General features: G+C 70.5%; 13 protein-coding genes and 1 pseudogene. 11 read left to right on the top strand and 3 right to left on the bottom strand.

Annotated elements, in window-relative coordinates:
• The 7 genes and pseudogenes from VF794_RS36990 to VF794_RS36960 form a co-directional block, all read left to right on the top strand.
• Nucleotides 1-166, top strand: a pseudogene (locus tag VF794_RS36990) (TolC family protein); the annotation flags it as partial.
• Entirely contained in the window at nucleotides 163-1,308 is a 1,146-nt protein-coding gene (locus VF794_RS36985) for an efflux RND transporter periplasmic adaptor subunit (protein ID WP_414641010.1), read from the top strand. The pseudogene VF794_RS36990 and the gene VF794_RS36985, both read left to right, overlap by 4 nt.
• Nucleotides 1,309-1,329: 21 nt before the next feature.
• Nucleotides 1,330-4,473 carry a multidrug efflux RND transporter permease subunit gene (locus tag VF794_RS36980; protein ID WP_331117934.1) on the top strand — a complete coding sequence of 1,048 codons (3,144 nt, stop codon included), beginning with the start codon at nucleotides 1,330-1,332 and terminating at the stop codon, nucleotides 4,471-4,473.
• A gap of 99 nt (nucleotides 4,474-4,572) precedes the next feature.
• Nucleotides 4,573-5,910 (top strand): adenosylmethionine--8-amino-7-oxononanoate transaminase, encoded by a 1,338-nt coding sequence (bioA, locus tag VF794_RS36975; RefSeq protein WP_331117932.1) that lies wholly within the window; start codon nucleotides 4,573-4,575, stop codon nucleotides 5,908-5,910.
• Nucleotides 5,911-6,036: 126 nt separating this feature from the next.
• Nucleotides 6,037-6,291 carry a GlsB/YeaQ/YmgE family stress response membrane protein gene (locus VF794_RS36970; protein ID WP_331117930.1) on the top strand — a complete coding sequence of 85 codons (255 nt, stop codon included), beginning with the start codon at nucleotides 6,037-6,039 and terminating at the stop codon, nucleotides 6,289-6,291.
• A gap of 427 nt (nucleotides 6,292-6,718) precedes the next feature.
• Entirely contained in the window at nucleotides 6,719-7,462 is a 744-nt protein-coding gene (locus VF794_RS36965; protein WP_331117928.1) for an alpha/beta hydrolase-fold protein, read from the top strand.
• A gap of 33 nt (nucleotides 7,463-7,495) precedes the next feature.
• Nucleotides 7,496-8,245 carry a DUF1338 domain-containing protein gene (locus VF794_RS36960; RefSeq protein ID WP_331117926.1) on the top strand — a complete coding sequence of 250 codons (750 nt, stop codon included), beginning with the start codon at nucleotides 7,496-7,498 and terminating at the stop codon, nucleotides 8,243-8,245.
• Here VF794_RS36960 and VF794_RS36955 read toward each other — a convergent pair.
• On the bottom strand, nucleotides 8,242-8,934 hold the full coding sequence (locus tag VF794_RS36955) for an SDR family NAD(P)-dependent oxidoreductase (RefSeq protein ID WP_331117924.1): 693 nt from the start codon (nucleotides 8,932-8,934) through the stop codon (nucleotides 8,242-8,244). The two genes, VF794_RS36960 and VF794_RS36955, sit on opposite strands and share 4 nt — an antisense overlap.
• A gap of 31 nt (nucleotides 8,935-8,965) precedes the next feature.
• Here VF794_RS36955 and VF794_RS36950 point away from each other — a divergent pair, with 31 nt between their 5' ends.
• From VF794_RS36950 to VF794_RS36935, 4 genes are all read left to right on the top strand, one after another.
• Complete coding sequence (locus tag VF794_RS36950) at nucleotides 8,966-10,825, top strand: S9 family peptidase (RefSeq protein WP_331117923.1); 1,860 nt, start codon at nucleotides 8,966-8,968, stop codon at nucleotides 10,823-10,825.
• Between the two features lie 36 nt (nucleotides 10,826-10,861).
• Nucleotides 10,862-11,347, top strand: coding sequence for a DUF4112 domain-containing protein (locus VF794_RS36945; RefSeq protein ID WP_331117921.1), 486 nt, complete (start codon nucleotides 10,862-10,864; stop codon nucleotides 11,345-11,347).
• 120 nt (nucleotides 11,348-11,467) lie between these two features.
• Complete coding sequence (locus VF794_RS36940) at nucleotides 11,468-12,778, top strand: hypothetical protein (RefSeq protein ID WP_331117920.1); 1,311 nt, start codon at nucleotides 11,468-11,470, stop codon at nucleotides 12,776-12,778.
• A gap of 239 nt (nucleotides 12,779-13,017) precedes the next feature.
• Complete coding sequence (locus VF794_RS36935; RefSeq protein WP_331117918.1) at nucleotides 13,018-13,221, top strand: hypothetical protein; 204 nt, start codon at nucleotides 13,018-13,020, stop codon at nucleotides 13,219-13,221.
• A gap of 16 nt (nucleotides 13,222-13,237) precedes the next feature.
• Here the strand turns inward: VF794_RS36935 and VF794_RS36930 are convergent, their stop codons facing one another.
• Both VF794_RS36930 and VF794_RS36925 read right to left on the bottom strand, forming a co-directional pair.
• Entirely contained in the window at nucleotides 13,238-15,406 is a 2,169-nt protein-coding gene (locus VF794_RS36930; protein ID WP_331117916.1) for a hypothetical protein, read from the bottom strand.
• A 3-nt stretch (nucleotides 15,407-15,409) separates the two neighbouring features.
• Nucleotides 15,410-15,829 (bottom strand): protein phosphatase 2C domain-containing protein (locus VF794_RS36925; protein ID WP_331117914.1); only part of this gene is annotated, 420 nt, incomplete at its 5' end.

The following is a 15,829-nucleotide window of genomic DNA, read 5'->3' as shown; positions in this document are numbered from 1 at the left end:
CCAGCTCACCCGCCGCTCCTTTGAAGTGGGCCGCGGCAGCAGCCTCGAGCTGGTGCAGAGCGGCGCGGCCCTGCGGCAGGCGGAGTTGGCGCTGGCGCTGCGTGAGTTCGAGCTTGTCCAGGCGCGCCTGGACGCATTCTTGACGGAGGCCCGGTGCGACTGGTGAAGCGGGTGCGCCCCCTGAAGGCGCTGATGATGACGGTGTGGGGCGTGGCGATGTGGGCGGGCTGCTCGGGGAAGCCGGCGGCCCCGGCCGCTCCTCCTCCTCGCGAAGTGGAGGTGGTGACGCTCGCCCCCAAGGAGGTTCGTGACACCGGGGAGTACCTGGGCTCGCTCCAGTCGCGGCAGAGCATCAACGTGTTGCCGCAGGTGGCGGGCTATGTGCGCCGCATCCACGTGCGTCCCGGCCAGAAGGTGGAAGAGGGCACGCCGCTCATCGAGGTGGACGCGCGTGAGGAGACGGCCGCGCTCGACAGCGCCGAGGCCCAGCACAACTCCACCGAGGTGAACCTGGAGCTGGCGCGCCGGACGCTCACCCGCACCGAGGCGCTCTATAAGGAGGGCCTCGCGAGCGCCCAGGAGATGGAGCGTGCCCAGGCCCAGGTCGACGCGGCCCAGGCGGCCTCGCGCTCCTCCGCCGCCCAGGTGGCGCAGCGCCAGGTGCAGCTCCAGTACCACGTGGTGCGTGCGCCCTTCGCCGGCACCGCGGGCGACGTGCTCGTCCGCGTGGGGGACTTCGTGAGCGCCACCACGTCGCTCACCAGCGTGGCGCAGGCGGATGTGCTCGAGGTGAGCGTGGCGGTGCCCTCCACGCGCGCCCGCGCGCTCAAGCCCGACACGGTGCTCGAGGTGCTCGACGCGCAGGGGAAGGTGCTCATCTCCAGCACCCTCTTCTTCGTGGCCCCGCAGGCCGACCCCCGCACCCAGCTCGTGGAGGTGAAGGCCGCCTTCCGCAACACCATCGGCCTGCGCCCCAGCGAGCTGGTGCGGGCGCGCCTCGTCTACTCCACCCGCAACGCCCTTCAGCTTCCGGCGCTCGCGGTGGTGCGCCAGAGCGGCCAGCCCTTCGCCCTCGTGCTCGAGGAGAAGGACGGGAAGACGGTGGTGATGCGCCGGCCCATCACGCTCGGCGCGCTGGGCGAGATGGCCTACGTGGTGGAGGGCGGGTTGAAGGAAGGGGACCGGGTGGCCGTCTCCTCGCTCCAGGCGCTGCGAGATGGGATGCCCGTGAAGGTGAAGAGCACGCCCGCGCCCCGTGCCGAGGCGGCGCCCTCCGGTGGCGGAGTCGCCACCGGGGCCATCCACTGAGAGATTGAGAGCGTAAACGCCGTGTTCGTCGACTTCTTCATCCGCAGGCCTGTCTTCGCGGCCGTCTGCTCCATCCTGCTCACGCTGGTGGGGGCGATCGCCATTCCCACCCTCCCCATCGCCCAGTACCCGGACCTGGCGCCGCCCCAGGTGACCGTCACCAGCAACTACGTGGGCGCGAGCGCCGAGGTGGTGGAGAGCGCCGTCACCATCCCGCTGGAGCAGGAGCTCAACGGCGTGGAGGGCATGCGCTACATCACCTCCACCAGCAGCAACGACGGCACCAGCCAGGTCACCGTCACCTTCGAGCCCACGCGCGACATCGAGGTGGCGGCCGTCGACGTGCAGAACCGCGTGAGCCGCGCCGCCTCGCGCCTGCCCGCGCAGGTGAACCAGTCGGGCATCGTGGTCAACAAGGCCTCCAATCAGATGCTGCTGACGTTGGCCCTCTCCAGCCCGGACGACCGCTACGACGCGAAGTTCCTCAGCAACTACGCGGACGTGAACCTGAAGGACGCCGTCAAGCGCGTGCGCGGCGTGGGCGACGTGCGCATCTTCGGCGAGCGCAAGTTCTCCATGCGCCTGTGGTTGGACCCGACCCAGCTCGCCAGCCGTGGCCTCACGCCCCAGGACGTGGTGCGCGCGCTCCAGGAGCAGAACCTCCAGGTGGCCGCGGGCCAGGTGGGCCAGCCCCCGTCGAAGGACGAGCAGCCCTACCAGCTCGCGGTGCGGGCCCGTGGCCGGCTCATCGAGCCCGAGGAGTTCGGGGACATCGTCCTGCTGCGCAACACCGATGGCAAGCTCGTGCGCGTGCGGGATGTGGGCCGGGTGGAGCTCGGCGCGGAGAACTACGGGACGCTCCTGCGCTTCAACGGCAGGACGGGTGTGGGCCTCGCCATCTTCCAACTCCCCACCGCCAACGCGCTCGACGTGCGCGACGGGGTCATCAAGGAGATGGACCGGCTCTCCCAGCAGTTCCCCCCGGGGCTGGAGTACAAGACGGGCAACGACACCACGCTCGCGGTGCGCGCCTCCATCCACGAGGTGGTGCGGACGCTCATCGAGGCCATCGCGCTGGTCATCCTCGTCATCTTCCTGTTCCTGCATGGCTGGCGCAGCGTGCTCATCACCGCGCTCACCCTGCCCGTGTCCCTGGTGGGCACCTTCGCCTTCGTCTACCTGATGGGCTTCTCCATCAACACGCTCACCCTCTTCGGCCTGACGCTGGCCACGGGCCTCGTCGTGGACGACGCCATCGTGGTCATCGAGAACATCGAGCGGTTGATGACGGAGCGGCGCCTGTCGGCGATGCAGGCGGCGCGTGAGGGCATGAAGGAGGTGGCCGGCGCGGTGGTGGCCATCTCCATCGTGCTGGTGGCCGTGTTCGTCCCCGTGGCGCTCTTCCCGGGCACCACGGGCGCCATCTACCGCCAGTTCGCGTTGACCATCGCCGCGTCGGTGGCCCTGTCCACCTTCTGCGCCCTCACCCTGACGCCGGCCTTGAGCGCTCGGCTGCTCAAGCACCACCATGGCGAGAAGTGGATCTTCTTCCGCTGGATGGACCGGGGGCTCGACTGGACGAAGGACGTCTACGGGCGGTGGCTGCGCGTGCTGCTCGCGCGTCCCCTCATCATCCTCGGGGCCTTCCTCCTGTGCATCGGGGCCACGGTGCTGCTCTTCCGCTCGACACCCACCGGCTTCATCCCCGACGAGGACCAGGGCTACCTCATCATCTCCGTGCAGGGGCCCGAGGGCATGGCACTCGGACAGACGGAGAAGGTGCTGGCCGAGGCCGAGGCGGTGTTGAAGGACCAGCCGGAGGTGCGCGCCATCTTCGCCATCGGTGGCTTCTCCTTCCAGGGGACCGGACCCAACTACGCCACCATCTTCGTCCCCCTCGCGCCGTGGGAGCAGCGGGCCGGGAAGGGGCAGTCGGTGGCCGGGCTGGTGGAGCGGCTGCGCGGGCCTCTCGGCGCCATTGGTGGGGCGCGGGTGATGCCCCTCCAGCCCCCCGCCATCCGGGGCGTGGGCAGCGTGGGTGGCTTCCAGTTCATCGTCGAGGACACGGCCGGCGGCCGCTCGCTGGACGACCTGGCCTCGGCCGCCCAGGGCGTGGTGGCGGGAGGCAATTCCAATGGCCAGCTGCGCGGCGTCTTCACGACCTTCAACGCCGACACGCCGCTGCTGGACGTCGAGGTGGACCGGCAGAAGGCCAAGGCGCTCGGGGTGCCGCTCGAGCAGGTGTTCGGCACGATGCAGGTCTACATGGGCAGCCAGTACGTCAACGACTTCAACTACGCCAACCGCACCTACCGCGTCTATGTCCAGGCCGAGCAGCAGTTCCGCGACAGCCCGCAGGACATCGGCGCCTTCTATGTGCGCACGGACAGCGGGTCGATGATTCCGCTGGAGTCGCTGGTGACGGTGAACCCGACCGTCTCCGCCCAGGTCATCCGCCACTACAACCTCTTCCGGGCCGTGGAGATCAACGGTCAGGCCGCCCCGGGCGTCTCCTCGGGTCAGGCGCTGGAGGCGATGGAGTCCCTGGCCGCACAGCAGCTCCCTCAGGGCATGGCCGCGGAGTGGACCGGCATCAGCCTCGAGCAGAAGGAGAGCGGCGGGCAGACGCTGATCATCTTCGCCCTGGGCATCCTCTTCGTCTTCCTGGTGCTCGCGGCGCAGTACGAGAGCTTCAGCCTGCCCTTCGTCATCATCCTCTCGGTGCCCCTGGCCGTCCTGGGGGCGCTGGGGCTCCAGGTGGCGCGAGGCTTCGCCAACGACGTCTTCTGCCAGGTGGGACTGGTGATGTTGGTGGGCCTGTCCAGCAAGAACGCCATCCTCATCGTGGAGTTCGCCGAGCAGCTTCGCGAGAGCGGCAAGAGCGTGGTGGACGCGGTGGTGGAGGCCGCCACGGTGCGCCTGCGGCCCATCCTCATGACCTCCATCGCCTTCCTGCTGGGCGTGGTGCCGCTGATGTCGGCGGAGGGCGCTGGCGCCGGCTCGCGCAGCTCGCTGGGGACGACCGTCTTCGGCGGAATGCTCGTGTCCACCGTGGTCAACTCCGTCTTCATCCCGGGCCTGTACGTGCTGGTGCAGAAGCTGCGGGGTGAGGCGAAGCGGACGACCGCGTCGCACGACGAGGTGGCTCCCGCCGCCGCGCCGTGACCCGGGCAGGGGAGGGGCTCCTCGGGGCCCCTCCCGCTCCGCGAGCGCATCGTCCTCCCACATGGTAGGGAGGGCCGCGCATCGGGAGGAATGACTGGCATGGAGCGGGCGGACATCGTCACGTTGGACAAGCGGCACGTGTGGCACCCGTACACGGCGATGGACGAGTACATCGCCCGCACGGACCCGCTGGTGGTGGTGCGCGCCGAGGGCCCCTACCTCCATGACGCGGACGGCGCGCGCTACCTGGACGCCAATGGCTCGTGGTGGGTGTCCACGCTGGGACACCGGCACCCGCGCCTGGTGCGTGCCCTCACCGAGCAGGCCGGCGCCTTCCCGCACACCTCGCTCGCGGGCGTGACGCACGAGCCGGCGGCACGGCTGGCCCAGGAACTCGTCGCGCTGGCCCCGGGCGCCGAGCGCTCGGACGTCCCCGCCGGGGAGCGGCTCTCGCGCGTCTTCTACTCGGACAACGGGAGCACGGCGGTGGAGGTGGCCATCAAGATGGCGGCGCAGTACTGGGCGCAGAACGGGCGTCCCAGGCGCACGCGCTTCATCACGCTCTCGGGCGCCTTCCACGGCGAGACGATTGGCTCGACCAGTGTGGGCGGGGTGGGGTTGTTCCGCGACATCTTCGGGCCGCTGCTCTTCGACGTGGTGCACGTGCCATCCCCGGCGGAGCCCGAGGGCTGGGAGCGGGCCTTCGCCCAGGTGGAGGCCACGCTGCGCCAGCACCCGGAGGAGATCGCCGCCGTCATCCTGGAGCCGGTGGTGCAGGGCGCGGCGGGCATGCGGGTGTACGCGCCCGAGTTCGTGCGCGCGGTGCGCGAGGCGACGCGGGCGGTGGACACCTTCCTCATCGCGGACGAGGTCTTCACGGGCCTCGGGCGCACGGGGGCGCGCTTCGCGTGCGACCTGGCCGAGGTGGTGCCGGACCTGCTGTGTCTGGCCAAGGCGCTGTCCGGAGGGTTGATGCCCTTCGCGGCCACGCTGGCCACCGAGCGGGTGTTCGCGGGCTTCGGCGGGGGGCGCGAGCGGGCGCTGTACTACGGGCACTCGTACTGCGGGAACCCCCTGGGGGCGGCGGTGGCGCGCGAGGTGCTCGCGGTGTACCGGGACGAGGACGTGCTGGGGCAGGTGGCGCGCAAGGCGCCGAAGGTGAAGGCCGCCTTCGAGCGGATGGCCGAGACCATTCCCGGAGTGACGCGGCCCCGGGCGCTCGGAATGGTGGGGGCGGTGGACCTCGGGGGCGGGGGGTACCTGGCGCGCGGAGGCTGGCGCGTGTACGAGGCGGCGAGGCGTCGCGGGCTGTACCTGCGTCCGCTGGGAGACACGGTGTACGTGGCCCCCGCGCTCAACATCCCGGACGCCGCGCTGGACGAGCTGCTCGACGGAGTGGAGGCCAGCCTGCGCGAGGTGGCGGCCGGTCAGCCTTGAGCAGGGCCTCCCGGGCGCGAGCCTCGCGCACTGGTACAACCATTGGACCAGTTGCAATGGAGTTCGCCCGGGGGGCGTAGCTCATGCAGACTGGGGTCTCATCTCAGCGCGAGCGCGGAGGGTGCCATGGGTCTGTGTGGATGGGTCATCTTTGGGTTCGTCGCGGGACTGGTTGCCCGCGCCATCATGCCGGGCCGGCAGACGATGGGCTTCATCTCGACCACGCTGCTGGGCATCGCCGGGTCGTTCATGGGTGGCTTGCTGGCCTCGATGCTGCGGGGCGGGAGCTGGCGCGTGCTTCAGCCCAGCAGCTTCCTCGGCGCCATTGTCGGCGCCCTCGTGCTGCTCCTCATCGGTCGGATGATGTCCGACCGTCGGTAGGAGCGCGGACTCCGGCAGGCACACAGCATTTCATGGTGTAGGCTAATAGCGCCATCCCGCTGGAATCAGCCGAACTGATGGGCGCACTCAAGGGGCGCTGATGGCCGCGTGAAGCGGGGGCTGGCGTTCCACTCCGGTTTTTCCTATTTGCTGCCCGTGAATAACGGGTGGACGTCGCGTGTCCCACCCGTGAAGTCGAAGGCCGCGCGCGTCCTCGGGACGCAAAACCCCTCCAAGGTCGAATCCCGAGGACGCGCGCAGCCGGAGTTTCCCACCTGTGCGGTCAGTTGCAAGGCCCGGGTGATGGAAACGCAACCCTTGGCGGCCTGCTCTTCACCGACCACATGCCGTCCGCTCGGGGAGATGACTACCCTGGCCACTCCGTTCGACCCCGCGACAGAACCTGGGCGGGAACACGAGAGGGCCCATGGGCACGGCGACGATAGCACTGGTGGCATGGCTGCTGGCGGGGGTTCCGGAGGCGGGGGCACCCCCAGCTCCGGGTGACGCTCCCGGCTCGTTCGTGGCCAAGACGCTCTCGGTGCGCGGCGAGACCTTCCAGTACTCGGTGTACCTGCCCCCGGGCTACCGCCGCGGCCGGGCCTGGCCCGTCATCCTCGCCCTGCACGGGGCGGGCTCTCGCGGGACGGACGGGCTGCGGCCCCGGAAGCAGAGCCTCGCCGAGGCCGCCCAGATGCACCCCGAGCGCTACCCGGCCCTGCTGGTGCTGCCCCAGTGTCCGCCCGAGCGCGACTGGACGGGCGAGGTGGCCGACTTCGTCCTCGAGGCGTTGGAGCGCACCCTCGTCGAGTACGGCGGGGACCGCCAGCAGGTGTACCTCGCCGGCCAGTCCATGGGCGCGAAGGGGGCGTTGCAGCTCGCCGCGCGCTCCCCGGATCGCTTCGCGGCGGTGCTCGCCGTGGCGGGGCGTCACCCGGACCGCCCGGCGGTGGCGCGTCTCAAGGCCCTGCCCCTCTGGCTGTGGCACGGCGACGCGGACACCGTCGCCCCCGTCACCGAGAGTCGCTCCCTCGTGGAGCAGCTCAAGGCCGCCGGCAGCTCCTCCATCCGCTACACCGAGCTGTCCGGGCTGGGGCACGACATCTTCGACACGGTGTACCTCGACGAGGCCGTGAGCACCTGGCTCTTCTCGCAGCGACGCTCGAAGTGAGCGGGGCCGGCTTCTGGGCTATGGAGTGCGCCCATGAGCCCTGACGCCACCCGCCTCCTGGACCTGTTGTGGGAACGCTACGCCGCCGAGGTGCCCTACGCGCGCACCTTCGTCGAGCTCTCCGGGGGCGGCTTCCGCAATGACCACGTCGCCCTCCGCTCGCTGGCCCGGCCCGGTGGGGGCATCGCGCTCTTCTCCCGCGTCTTCGAGCGCCTCGGCTGGAAGGCCGCCGGCCAGTACACCTTCCCCGATACCCACCTGTCCGCCATCTATATGTCCCATCCGGAGGGGCTCCCCCGCGTCTTCATCTCCGAGCTCCTCGCCGACAGGCTCTCGCCCGAGGCCCAGCGGATTGTGTCCGCGCTCCCGGTGGACCCGCCGCCTCCCGACTCCATCGAGGCGCTCGCGGACTGGTTCTCCGCTCCGCCCCCGCCCGAGGAGTCCGCGCTGCTCGCGCTGGAGAAGGAGTCCCAGTACGGCGCGTGGCTGCTGGCCTTCGGCCGCAAGGTGAACCACTTCACCGGCTCCGTGGATGACGTGGAGGTGTGGCAGCGGCGGATGCGCGAGGCCGGCGTCCCCATGAAGAGCGACATCGAGGGCGAGCCCGGCGGTGTCCTGCGCCAGACGGCCACCCGCGCGGCCCCCGTCTCCATCCGGCTCCAGGACGGCCGCACGCGCGAGTGGCCCTACGCCTACTTCGAAATCGCCCAGCGCTCGCCCGGCTTCGACGGCTTCCTCGGCCCCCAGGCCCGGGCCCTCTTCGACATGACGAAGCGCGCCTAGAACTTCTCCGGCGCGGGGCGCACGTCCAGCTCCTGCGTCCACGCCGACGGGTGCTGGCGGTGCAGCTGCCAGTACGTCTCCGCGAGGGCGTCGGGTGACAGCGTCGTCGGCGCCTCGCCTCCCGTGCCGATCTGCCCGTCGATGACCACGTGGGCCACGTGGATGCCGCGCGGCCCGAGCTCCCGCGCCAGTGACTGCGCCAGCGCCCGCAGGCCGAACTTGCCCACCGCGAACGCCGCGAAGCGTGCCCCGCCTCGCAGCGCGGCCGTGGCCCCCGTGAAGAGCAGCGTGCCGCTCCCTCGCTCCAGCATGGCGGGCACCACCTCGCGGGCCGTCAGGAAGCCCCCCATGCAGCCAATCCTCCACGCGGACTCGAACCGCTCCGGGCTCAGCTCCAGCAGGCCCCCCATCGTGAAGGTGCTCGCGTTGTAGATGCAGACCTCCGGCGCCCCGAGATCCGCTCGCAGCCTGGCGAAGGCCGAACGCAGGGACGCCTCGTCCGTCGCGTCCGCCGGGTAGAGGCCCGCGCGGCCTCCCGCCTTCTCGATCTCCTGCCGCACCGGGTGCAGGTTCGACTCGCTCCGGGCGAACAGGCCCACGGCGTATCCCTCTCGGGCGAAGCGACGCGCCAGCGCCGCTCCCAGGCCAGGGCCCACTCCCACCACCGCTGCTACCTTGGGTGTGTCCATGGACCCGTGGCCTAATGGGAGACACGGGGGGATGACCAGAGGGGAGGGGGCGCTTTGTTCTGGCGCGGATGCTCTCGGGAGGGCTCCTGGCGATAGGCTCTCCGCCTTTCTCCCCGGGGCCTCCCCGCGCCGCATCTCCGCCTCCGCCGAGGCCTCCTTCTTCGACGAGCACGACCTCGCCTGGTCTCCGGAGGGGAAGCAGCTCGCCTTCCTCTCCAACGTCGCGGACAAGAAGCAGCCCCAGCTCCACGTCGCCGATGCCACCACGGGCACCGCCCGCAGGCTCACCGCCTTCCACGGCAGTCTCTCCACCCCGCGCTGGTCTCCCGACGGGAAGTCGCTCGCGGTGCTCGTCATCGAGGGCACCACCGAGGAGAAGGGTCCCACCGGCCCCGCCTCACGCCAGACCGGTGTCGTCGACGAGCATGCCCCCGCGCGCCGCATCGCCCTCGTGAGCGCCGCGGATGGGCGCCTGCGTGTCCTCTCCCCCGCGAACCTCTTCGTCCACGAGTTCTCCTGGAGCCCCGACGGCAAGCGCTTCGCCTTCATCGCCTCGCCTCCGCCCGGGGACGCCAACTGGTGGACCGCGAAGCTCTACACCCTCGACTCCGCCTCGGGCGCCTCGCGCGTGGTCCATACCCCGCGCCTCCAGCTGGCCGAACCCACCTGGAGCCCCGATGGCAAGCAGCTCGCCTTCATCGAGGGCCTCATGAGCGACGAGGGCGTCAACGGTGGTGATGTCTTCGTCCTCCCCGCCACCGGAGGCACGCCGCGCAATGTCACCCCCGGGCTCAAGGCCAGCGCCACCCAGCTCCACTGGCCCTCCCCGGACAAGCTCCTCTTCACCGCCCACGCCCAGGGGGAGCTCGCCGTCCTCTCCGTCCACCCGGCGCGCGGCACCCCCGCGGTGCTTTGGAAGGGCCCCGAGCGCATCTCCGCGGGCAGTGGCCCGGGCCTGTCGCTCGCGCGAGATGGGGTCACCAGCGCCGTGCTGCGCGAGTCCTACTCCCAGCCTCCGGAGGTCCTCGCCGGCCCCGTCGGCGCCTGGGTGCCCCTCACCCGCCGCAATGCCGAGGTGAAGAGCCCCGCGGTGACCGTGAAGAGCCTCTCCTGGAAGAGCGATGCGCTCGACGTGCAGGGCTGGCTCATCGTCCCGCCGGGCCTGCCCGAGGGCGCTCGCGCCCCCATGGTCACCATCGCCCACGGCGGCCCCGCCGGAGCCTCCGCGCCCGCCTTCTCCCAGCAGGTGCTGCTGCTCGCCAGCCAGGGCTATTACGTCTTCCTGCCCAACCCCCGTGGCAGCTTCGGCCAGGGCGAGGCCTTCACCGAGGCCAACCGCCGCGACTTCGGCCATGGCGACCTGCGCGACATCCTCACCGGGGTGGACGCGGTGCTCGTCCGCGAGCCCGTGGACGGTGCCCGCCTGGGCCTCACCGGGTGGAGCTACGGCGGCTTCATGACCATGTGGGCCGTTACCCAGACGCAGCGCTTCCGCGCGGCCGTGGCCGGTGCCGGCATCTCCAACTGGCAGAGCTACTATGGCACCAACCGCATCGACACGTGGATGCTCCCCTTCTTCGGAGCCTCCGTCTACGACGACCCCGCCCTCTACGCGCGCAGCTCGCCCATCAACTTCATCAAGCAGGTGCGCACGCCCACCCTCGTCGTGCACGGCGAGCGCGACTCCGAGGTGCCCGCCTCCCAGGGCTTCGAATTCTGGAAGGCCCTCAAGACGCTGGGCGTGGAGACGCAGCTCGTCGTCTACCCGGACGAGGGCCACGGCTTGCGCAAGCCCGAGCACCAGCGCGACCGCCTCCGCCGCACCGTGGCGTGGTTCGACGCGCACCTCGCGCCACCACCCGCTCCCAAGGCCCCCACCTCCCCACGCTAGTGGCAAGACCCTTGGGGTGTGGTGAACTCGGGCACCATGAGCCCTTCCTCCGAGCAGGACGCCCTCGCGCGGGTGCGCAGCCTGGCGCGGTCGCTGGACACCTCCATTGCGCTGCCGGGAGGTTTCCGCATCGGGTGGGAGGCCGTGCTCGGCCTGATTCCGGGCGTGGGCGACGCGGCGGGCGCCGTGCTCTCCACCTATATCGTCCTGCAGGCGGTGCGCCTGGGCGCCTCGCGCGAGGTGCTGGTGCGCATGGTGGGGAACGTGGCGCTCGAGGCATTGGTGGGTGCGGTCCCCTTCCTCGGCGATGTCTTCGACGCGGCCTTCAAGGCCAACGTGCGCAACGTGCGCCTCCTCGAGGCGCACCTGGCGGCCCCCGACACCACCACCCGCGCCAGCCGTGCGTGGGTCGTCGGGGTCGTGGTGGTGCTCCTGACCCTGCTCTCGCTGGCGGTGGTGCTCGCCGTGCTGGCCGTGCGCGCACTCCTCTCCGTCGGCGGCCAGGGCACACTCCCGTCATGACGGCGGGAGCCGGGGATTGCTGACAACTCGTCAACCCAAGGACCAGCCAATCAGCGAGCGGGTGAGCCCTGGGAATCCAAACCCTCCCATCCTGTTCACTGGGGTCTACCGACACGTTCATTGGAGGGTTCACTGCGCACTCACGAATTCAACCGACGGCTCGGCGCCTCGCTGCTGGCGCTCGTCATTTTCGTCGTGGGTTGCTCGGCCCTCTCGGATTTGGATGCCACCGCCGATATGGGCATCGAACGGACGACGCGCATCCTCGACGAGGGCATCGTCGGTCTCCAGAACAACTCGGCCGACTGGCAGAAGGTGCTCAAGGAGACGGAAGCCAAGCTCGTCAGCGACACCCAATCCACCCTGCGCAACGAGGTCTCCGACCTGCTCTACCGGGGCATCGCCGCGACCAGTGCGGAGATCCGCTGTGACACCGACTTCGTGGTGAACCGGGTGCGCCTGGGTTTGCTTCGCATCAAGGCCGACTACCTGGGAGAGCCAGTCCCTTCGCTCGAGCCTCAGCTGTGCTCGGTCATCCCCCTCGCGGTCGACCGTACGCTCATCGCGCAGGGGCGGCTGAACCGCCTCGAGCTCTACGGCTACGACCTGGATGCCGGCTCCCTCCAGGTACTGCTGCAGGACGGTGACGAGCTGCGTGACGTGAGCGACATGGTCAATCTCCCGACGCACTACCACATGACGCTCACGCTCGGAGGCAGCACGGGCGTGCCGATCACCTCGTCCAGCAAGCGGCTCATCATCAAGTGGGCCGGCCAGGAGCTCTCGACGATCTCGGTGATTCAGCCAGAGACGTCGCTCTGCCGCAGGCAGGTGGTGACGCACCAGCCCATGGCGATGCACTTCATCCCGCCCAAGGTCGACGGCGCTGGCACGGACGCCAAGGGCCTCGCCGACGGTCTCCTGCCCGGGGCCAGCACGGGTGGTGACGCGGACTTCCAGGGCCATGGGCCGGACGTGAACGCGCGGGTGCGGCTCATCAACAAGGGCACCTCCGTGAGCGCGGAGTTCTTCATGTCGGCCAGGGAGACCCGAGCGGACTGGACCACGGTCAAGGGCAGCCGGACGGATCAGCTCTATGTTCCGGAGCCAGGATGGCGCGTGACGGACCTGCTCGTCCCCTCCTCGGAGGACGGTACGTGCCCGCCCCATTCGACCTGCTTCGCCTATACGGACACCACCCTGACTCCCGACATCTTCTCGGCGGGAAATGGCCCGGTGCAGCGTTTCGAGTTCATCGGTGACACGCACGGCAGCGAGGCGGGGCTGCGCACCGGGATGATGGTCAACTTCAATCCGCTGCGCTTCGAGTTGACGGAAACGGGCAACTGCGTGTCCCCGTCCACGGTCTCCCGGTTGAGGAGCCTCGGCCTCATCGCCCCGGAGACGCTCGAGCAGCTGGCGCCGCGGTGAGCCCGGCGCGGAAGTCCCCGCGCCATCTGGGACCCACCTGGACTCGTTGGAGGAGGCCCTGGGCCTGCTCTGGGCCCAGCCGAGCCGTTACGAGTCGGGCGCCAGACGTTGGTGGCGATCTGCAACAACCGACTCTTTGGCCGCAGCCCCGGCGGTGGGCTGAGCGGCGAGGCCGTGGACGGCGACGACGAATGGCCGGGAACCTCTGTGGGCTTCCAGGAGGAACGTGGTCCGGGACGGTGAAGACGCCGGGAATCTGCGACATCGCCCATGCCACCATGCCGGACTCGTCGCCGTTGTCGTCGGAGTACGCGGCGAGCGCCACCTTCGTTGAGGGACTGAACCCGGCGTTCTCGGTGAGAGGTCGCTCGGTGGGGACCTGTACCGTCGAGGTGCGCGACGAGTCCGCCCGCTGGGTGACGGAGCTCCAACTCCAGGGGTAGTGCCCCGCGCTTTCAGCTACTCCCGCGCCACCGGAGGGGGGGCCACGGGCTCGGGCTCCGTTGCGCCCGTGCCCCTCGTCACCAGTCCCACCAGCCCTCCGAGCGCTACCGCCGCCACGAGTCCCAGTACGTAGCGCCGGTCCTCCCAGACGGGCGGCTTCAGCGCGGCCTCCACCGCCGAAGGCGTCACGGGCAGCCATAGCGTGGCCTTCGTCTTCAACTGCTGGGCCTTCTCCACCTTCGCCGCCAGCTGCCCCGAGCGCTTCACCTGCTCCTGCGACCACGTCCGCAGCCGCGCCACCTCCGCCTCCATCCTCGACCGCAACGACACCTTGCGCTGCTGGAAGTGGGCGCTCAAGGCCCGCCGCTCCGCCTCGCTCACCGCCAGGCCTGGATCGAACCGGAAGCCCTTCTCCACCTCCTTCGCCCACGCCACCAGCTTCGCCGAGCGCACCGCTCCGAAGCCCGGCACCTGCGTCACGTCCTCCTTCAGCACGTCGTGCACGGACTCGATTCCGTAGCGCACCAGGTTGGCCTTCAACCCCTGTTTGACGCCCTTGATCTCCTGATCCTCGATGAGCGTGTCGCGCAGGAACTGCTCGCGCTGGAGCGTCTCACGCTGCTGGAGCTGCTTCTGTTGCTCGGCCTCGTACTCCGGCTGGAGCCTGCCGTACTCCTCCCTCAACCCGAGCAACGGCTGGAGCGCCCGCTCCGACAGCCGGCTCAGCTCCTCCTGGAAGCGCGCGTACTCGGCCCGCGCCGCGGCCAGGCCCGGCTCCGCCTGCTGGAGCAGCCGCCGCTGCTCGGCCATCAACGCCGGGAGCCGCAAGTCCCTCCGGGCCTTCCACCACAGCACCGAGGCACTCGCCAGCAGGGCACCCGCCGGCACCAGCACCACCCGCGCCACCTTCCAGGACGCCAACAGCAGCACCCACCAGCCCACCGTGGCCAGCAGGCCCCCCACCCGCATGGCCAGACTCGCCCGCCGTACCCCGTCCACCTCGTCCTGGACATCCTTCGGCAGTTGCTCCGACGGCGCGGGGAGCGGTCCCGTCGGCGCCGGCGTCACCAGGTTCGGTGACAGCAGCCGCTGCGACTCGAGCCACAGCGGCTCGATGTCCGGGAAGCCGCACGTGAAGACCAGCGGTCCTGGCGGTTGGTTTCCCGGCGCGGTGAAGAAGGCCACCCGGTGCGTGGCCATCAGCTCGCACCATGGGCAGGTCCCCAGGTGCTGCGAATACTTGTGCGTGGACACCTGGGGGCATGGGCGCAGCGAGTGCGCCAACCCTTGCAGGGCCTGGCGCCACGCCGTGGCCCCGGGCCGCCCCGTCCGTGGTGCCTCCGGGGCGAAGGCCTGCTCGAAGAGCCCGACCAGCTCCGGGGGCAGCGTGGCCAGCGGCAGGTGGATGGCGGGTGGCGCCATCCGCAGCGCCCTCGCGTCACGCCCGTAGGCGAAGCGGAACTCGCGGATGGCCCGCTCCGGCGTCATCTCCCCCTGCCCGGTGAAGACGCCGGTGAAGGGATGGCGTCCCAGGAAGAGCAGGTGGAAGAGCAGCACGGCCAGGCTGAAGCCCTCGTGCGAGTCCGTCCGCTCCAGCCCCGCGAAGGCCTGGCCCTGCAACTCGGGCGGCGTGAAGAGCGGCACGCCCACCTCGCAGCGGTACACCCGGCTCCCCGCTCGGATCTGGAACGAGTCGCAGTCGATCAGCCGCACCGTGGCGTCCAGCGGGGACACCAGCAGGTTGCTCTCGTTGACGTCCCCCACCCGGTGGCCGGCGGCGTGCAACTCCTCGAAGGCGCTCGCGCAGTGGAGCGCCGTGCGCACCAGGAAGGCCCAGTCCGCGGTGGGGAACTCCTTGCGGCGGCTCGCCGTGGAGTACAGCAGGTGGATGGGCTTGAAGCCGCTCACCCGCGCCATGACGAAGCCGCGCACCGGACCTCCGGCACCGCCCTCGTGCAGCACCTCGAGCGGCCAGGCCGCCAGCTTCTCCACACCCGGCGGCGGCTGGGCGGCCATCCACCGTAGCTTCTGGCCCCGCTCCTCCGGAGGCGCCGACAGGTACACCTTCGCCACGCGCTGGGGCGCGCCCGGCAGCGAGTACACCGCGCCCTCGCCCCCGCGGCCCAGCTCGGCGCCCAGGGAGATCCGCTCACCTCGCGAGTTGAAGAGCAGCGACCGCGACACGCTCTACCCGCAGCCTTCCCGGAGGGCGAGCACGAGCGTCTTGTCATCCTCCGTGCGCGCGTTGACCGCGGGCGAGTCCAGGAACGTGCGCAGGGGCACCACCAGCTCCTCCGGGCGCGCGGCCTCGCGCAGTGTGGAGAACAGGGACTCGAAGAAGGGACGGTGCACCGAGCGCGAGGCGAAGTGGAGCGCCAGCATCTGCAGCCCGTCGGTGAACACGGCCAGCTCGTCCACCGGCTCCCCGCACGTCACTTCCAGCACCTGCTCCATGTCGCGCGAGGTGAGGAACCAGGTGCTGTTGGCGTACTGGCCCACCTGGGGCCAGAAGACGGGCACGTAGTCCCCGCCCCGGCGCACGACGATGGCCCCGTCCCCCACCTGGGCGAACACGGACCCGTGCTCCCCCACCACCGCCGTCAGCAG

The organism is Archangium sp., from assembly GCF_036389735.1.
In the GTDB taxonomy this organism is placed as follows: domain Bacteria; phylum Myxococcota; class Myxococcia; order Myxococcales; family Myxococcaceae; genus Archangium.
Note: the sequence above shows the minus strand (reverse complement) of the source record. Positions and strands in the feature narration are given on the sequence as shown.

Bases quoted from the DNA above. Each gene is read 5' to 3' on its own strand.
- VF794_RS36945 (WP_331117921.1), top strand. From the start codon at position 10,862: ATGAGCCCTTCCTCCGAGCAGGACGCCCTCGCGCGGGTGCGCAGCCTG.
- VF794_RS36965 (WP_331117928.1), top strand. From the start codon at position 6,719: ATGGGCACGGCGACGATAGCACTGGTGGCATGGCTGCTGGCGGGGGTT.
- VF794_RS36960 (WP_331117926.1), top strand. From the start codon at position 7,496: ATGAGCCCTGACGCCACCCGCCTCCTGGACCTGTTGTGGGAACGCTAC.
- VF794_RS36955 (WP_331117924.1), bottom strand. From the start codon at position 8,934: ATGGACACACCCAAGGTAGCAGCGGTGGTGGGAGTGGGCCCTGGCCTG.
- bioA (WP_331117932.1), top strand. From the start codon at position 4,573: ATGGAGCGGGCGGACATCGTCACGTTGGACAAGCGGCACGTGTGGCAC.
- VF794_RS36970 (WP_331117930.1), top strand. From the start codon at position 6,037: ATGGGTCTGTGTGGATGGGTCATCTTTGGGTTCGTCGCGGGACTGGTT.
- VF794_RS36950 (WP_331117923.1), top strand. From the start codon at position 8,966: ATGACCAGAGGGGAGGGGGCGCTTTGTTCTGGCGCGGATGCTCTCGGG.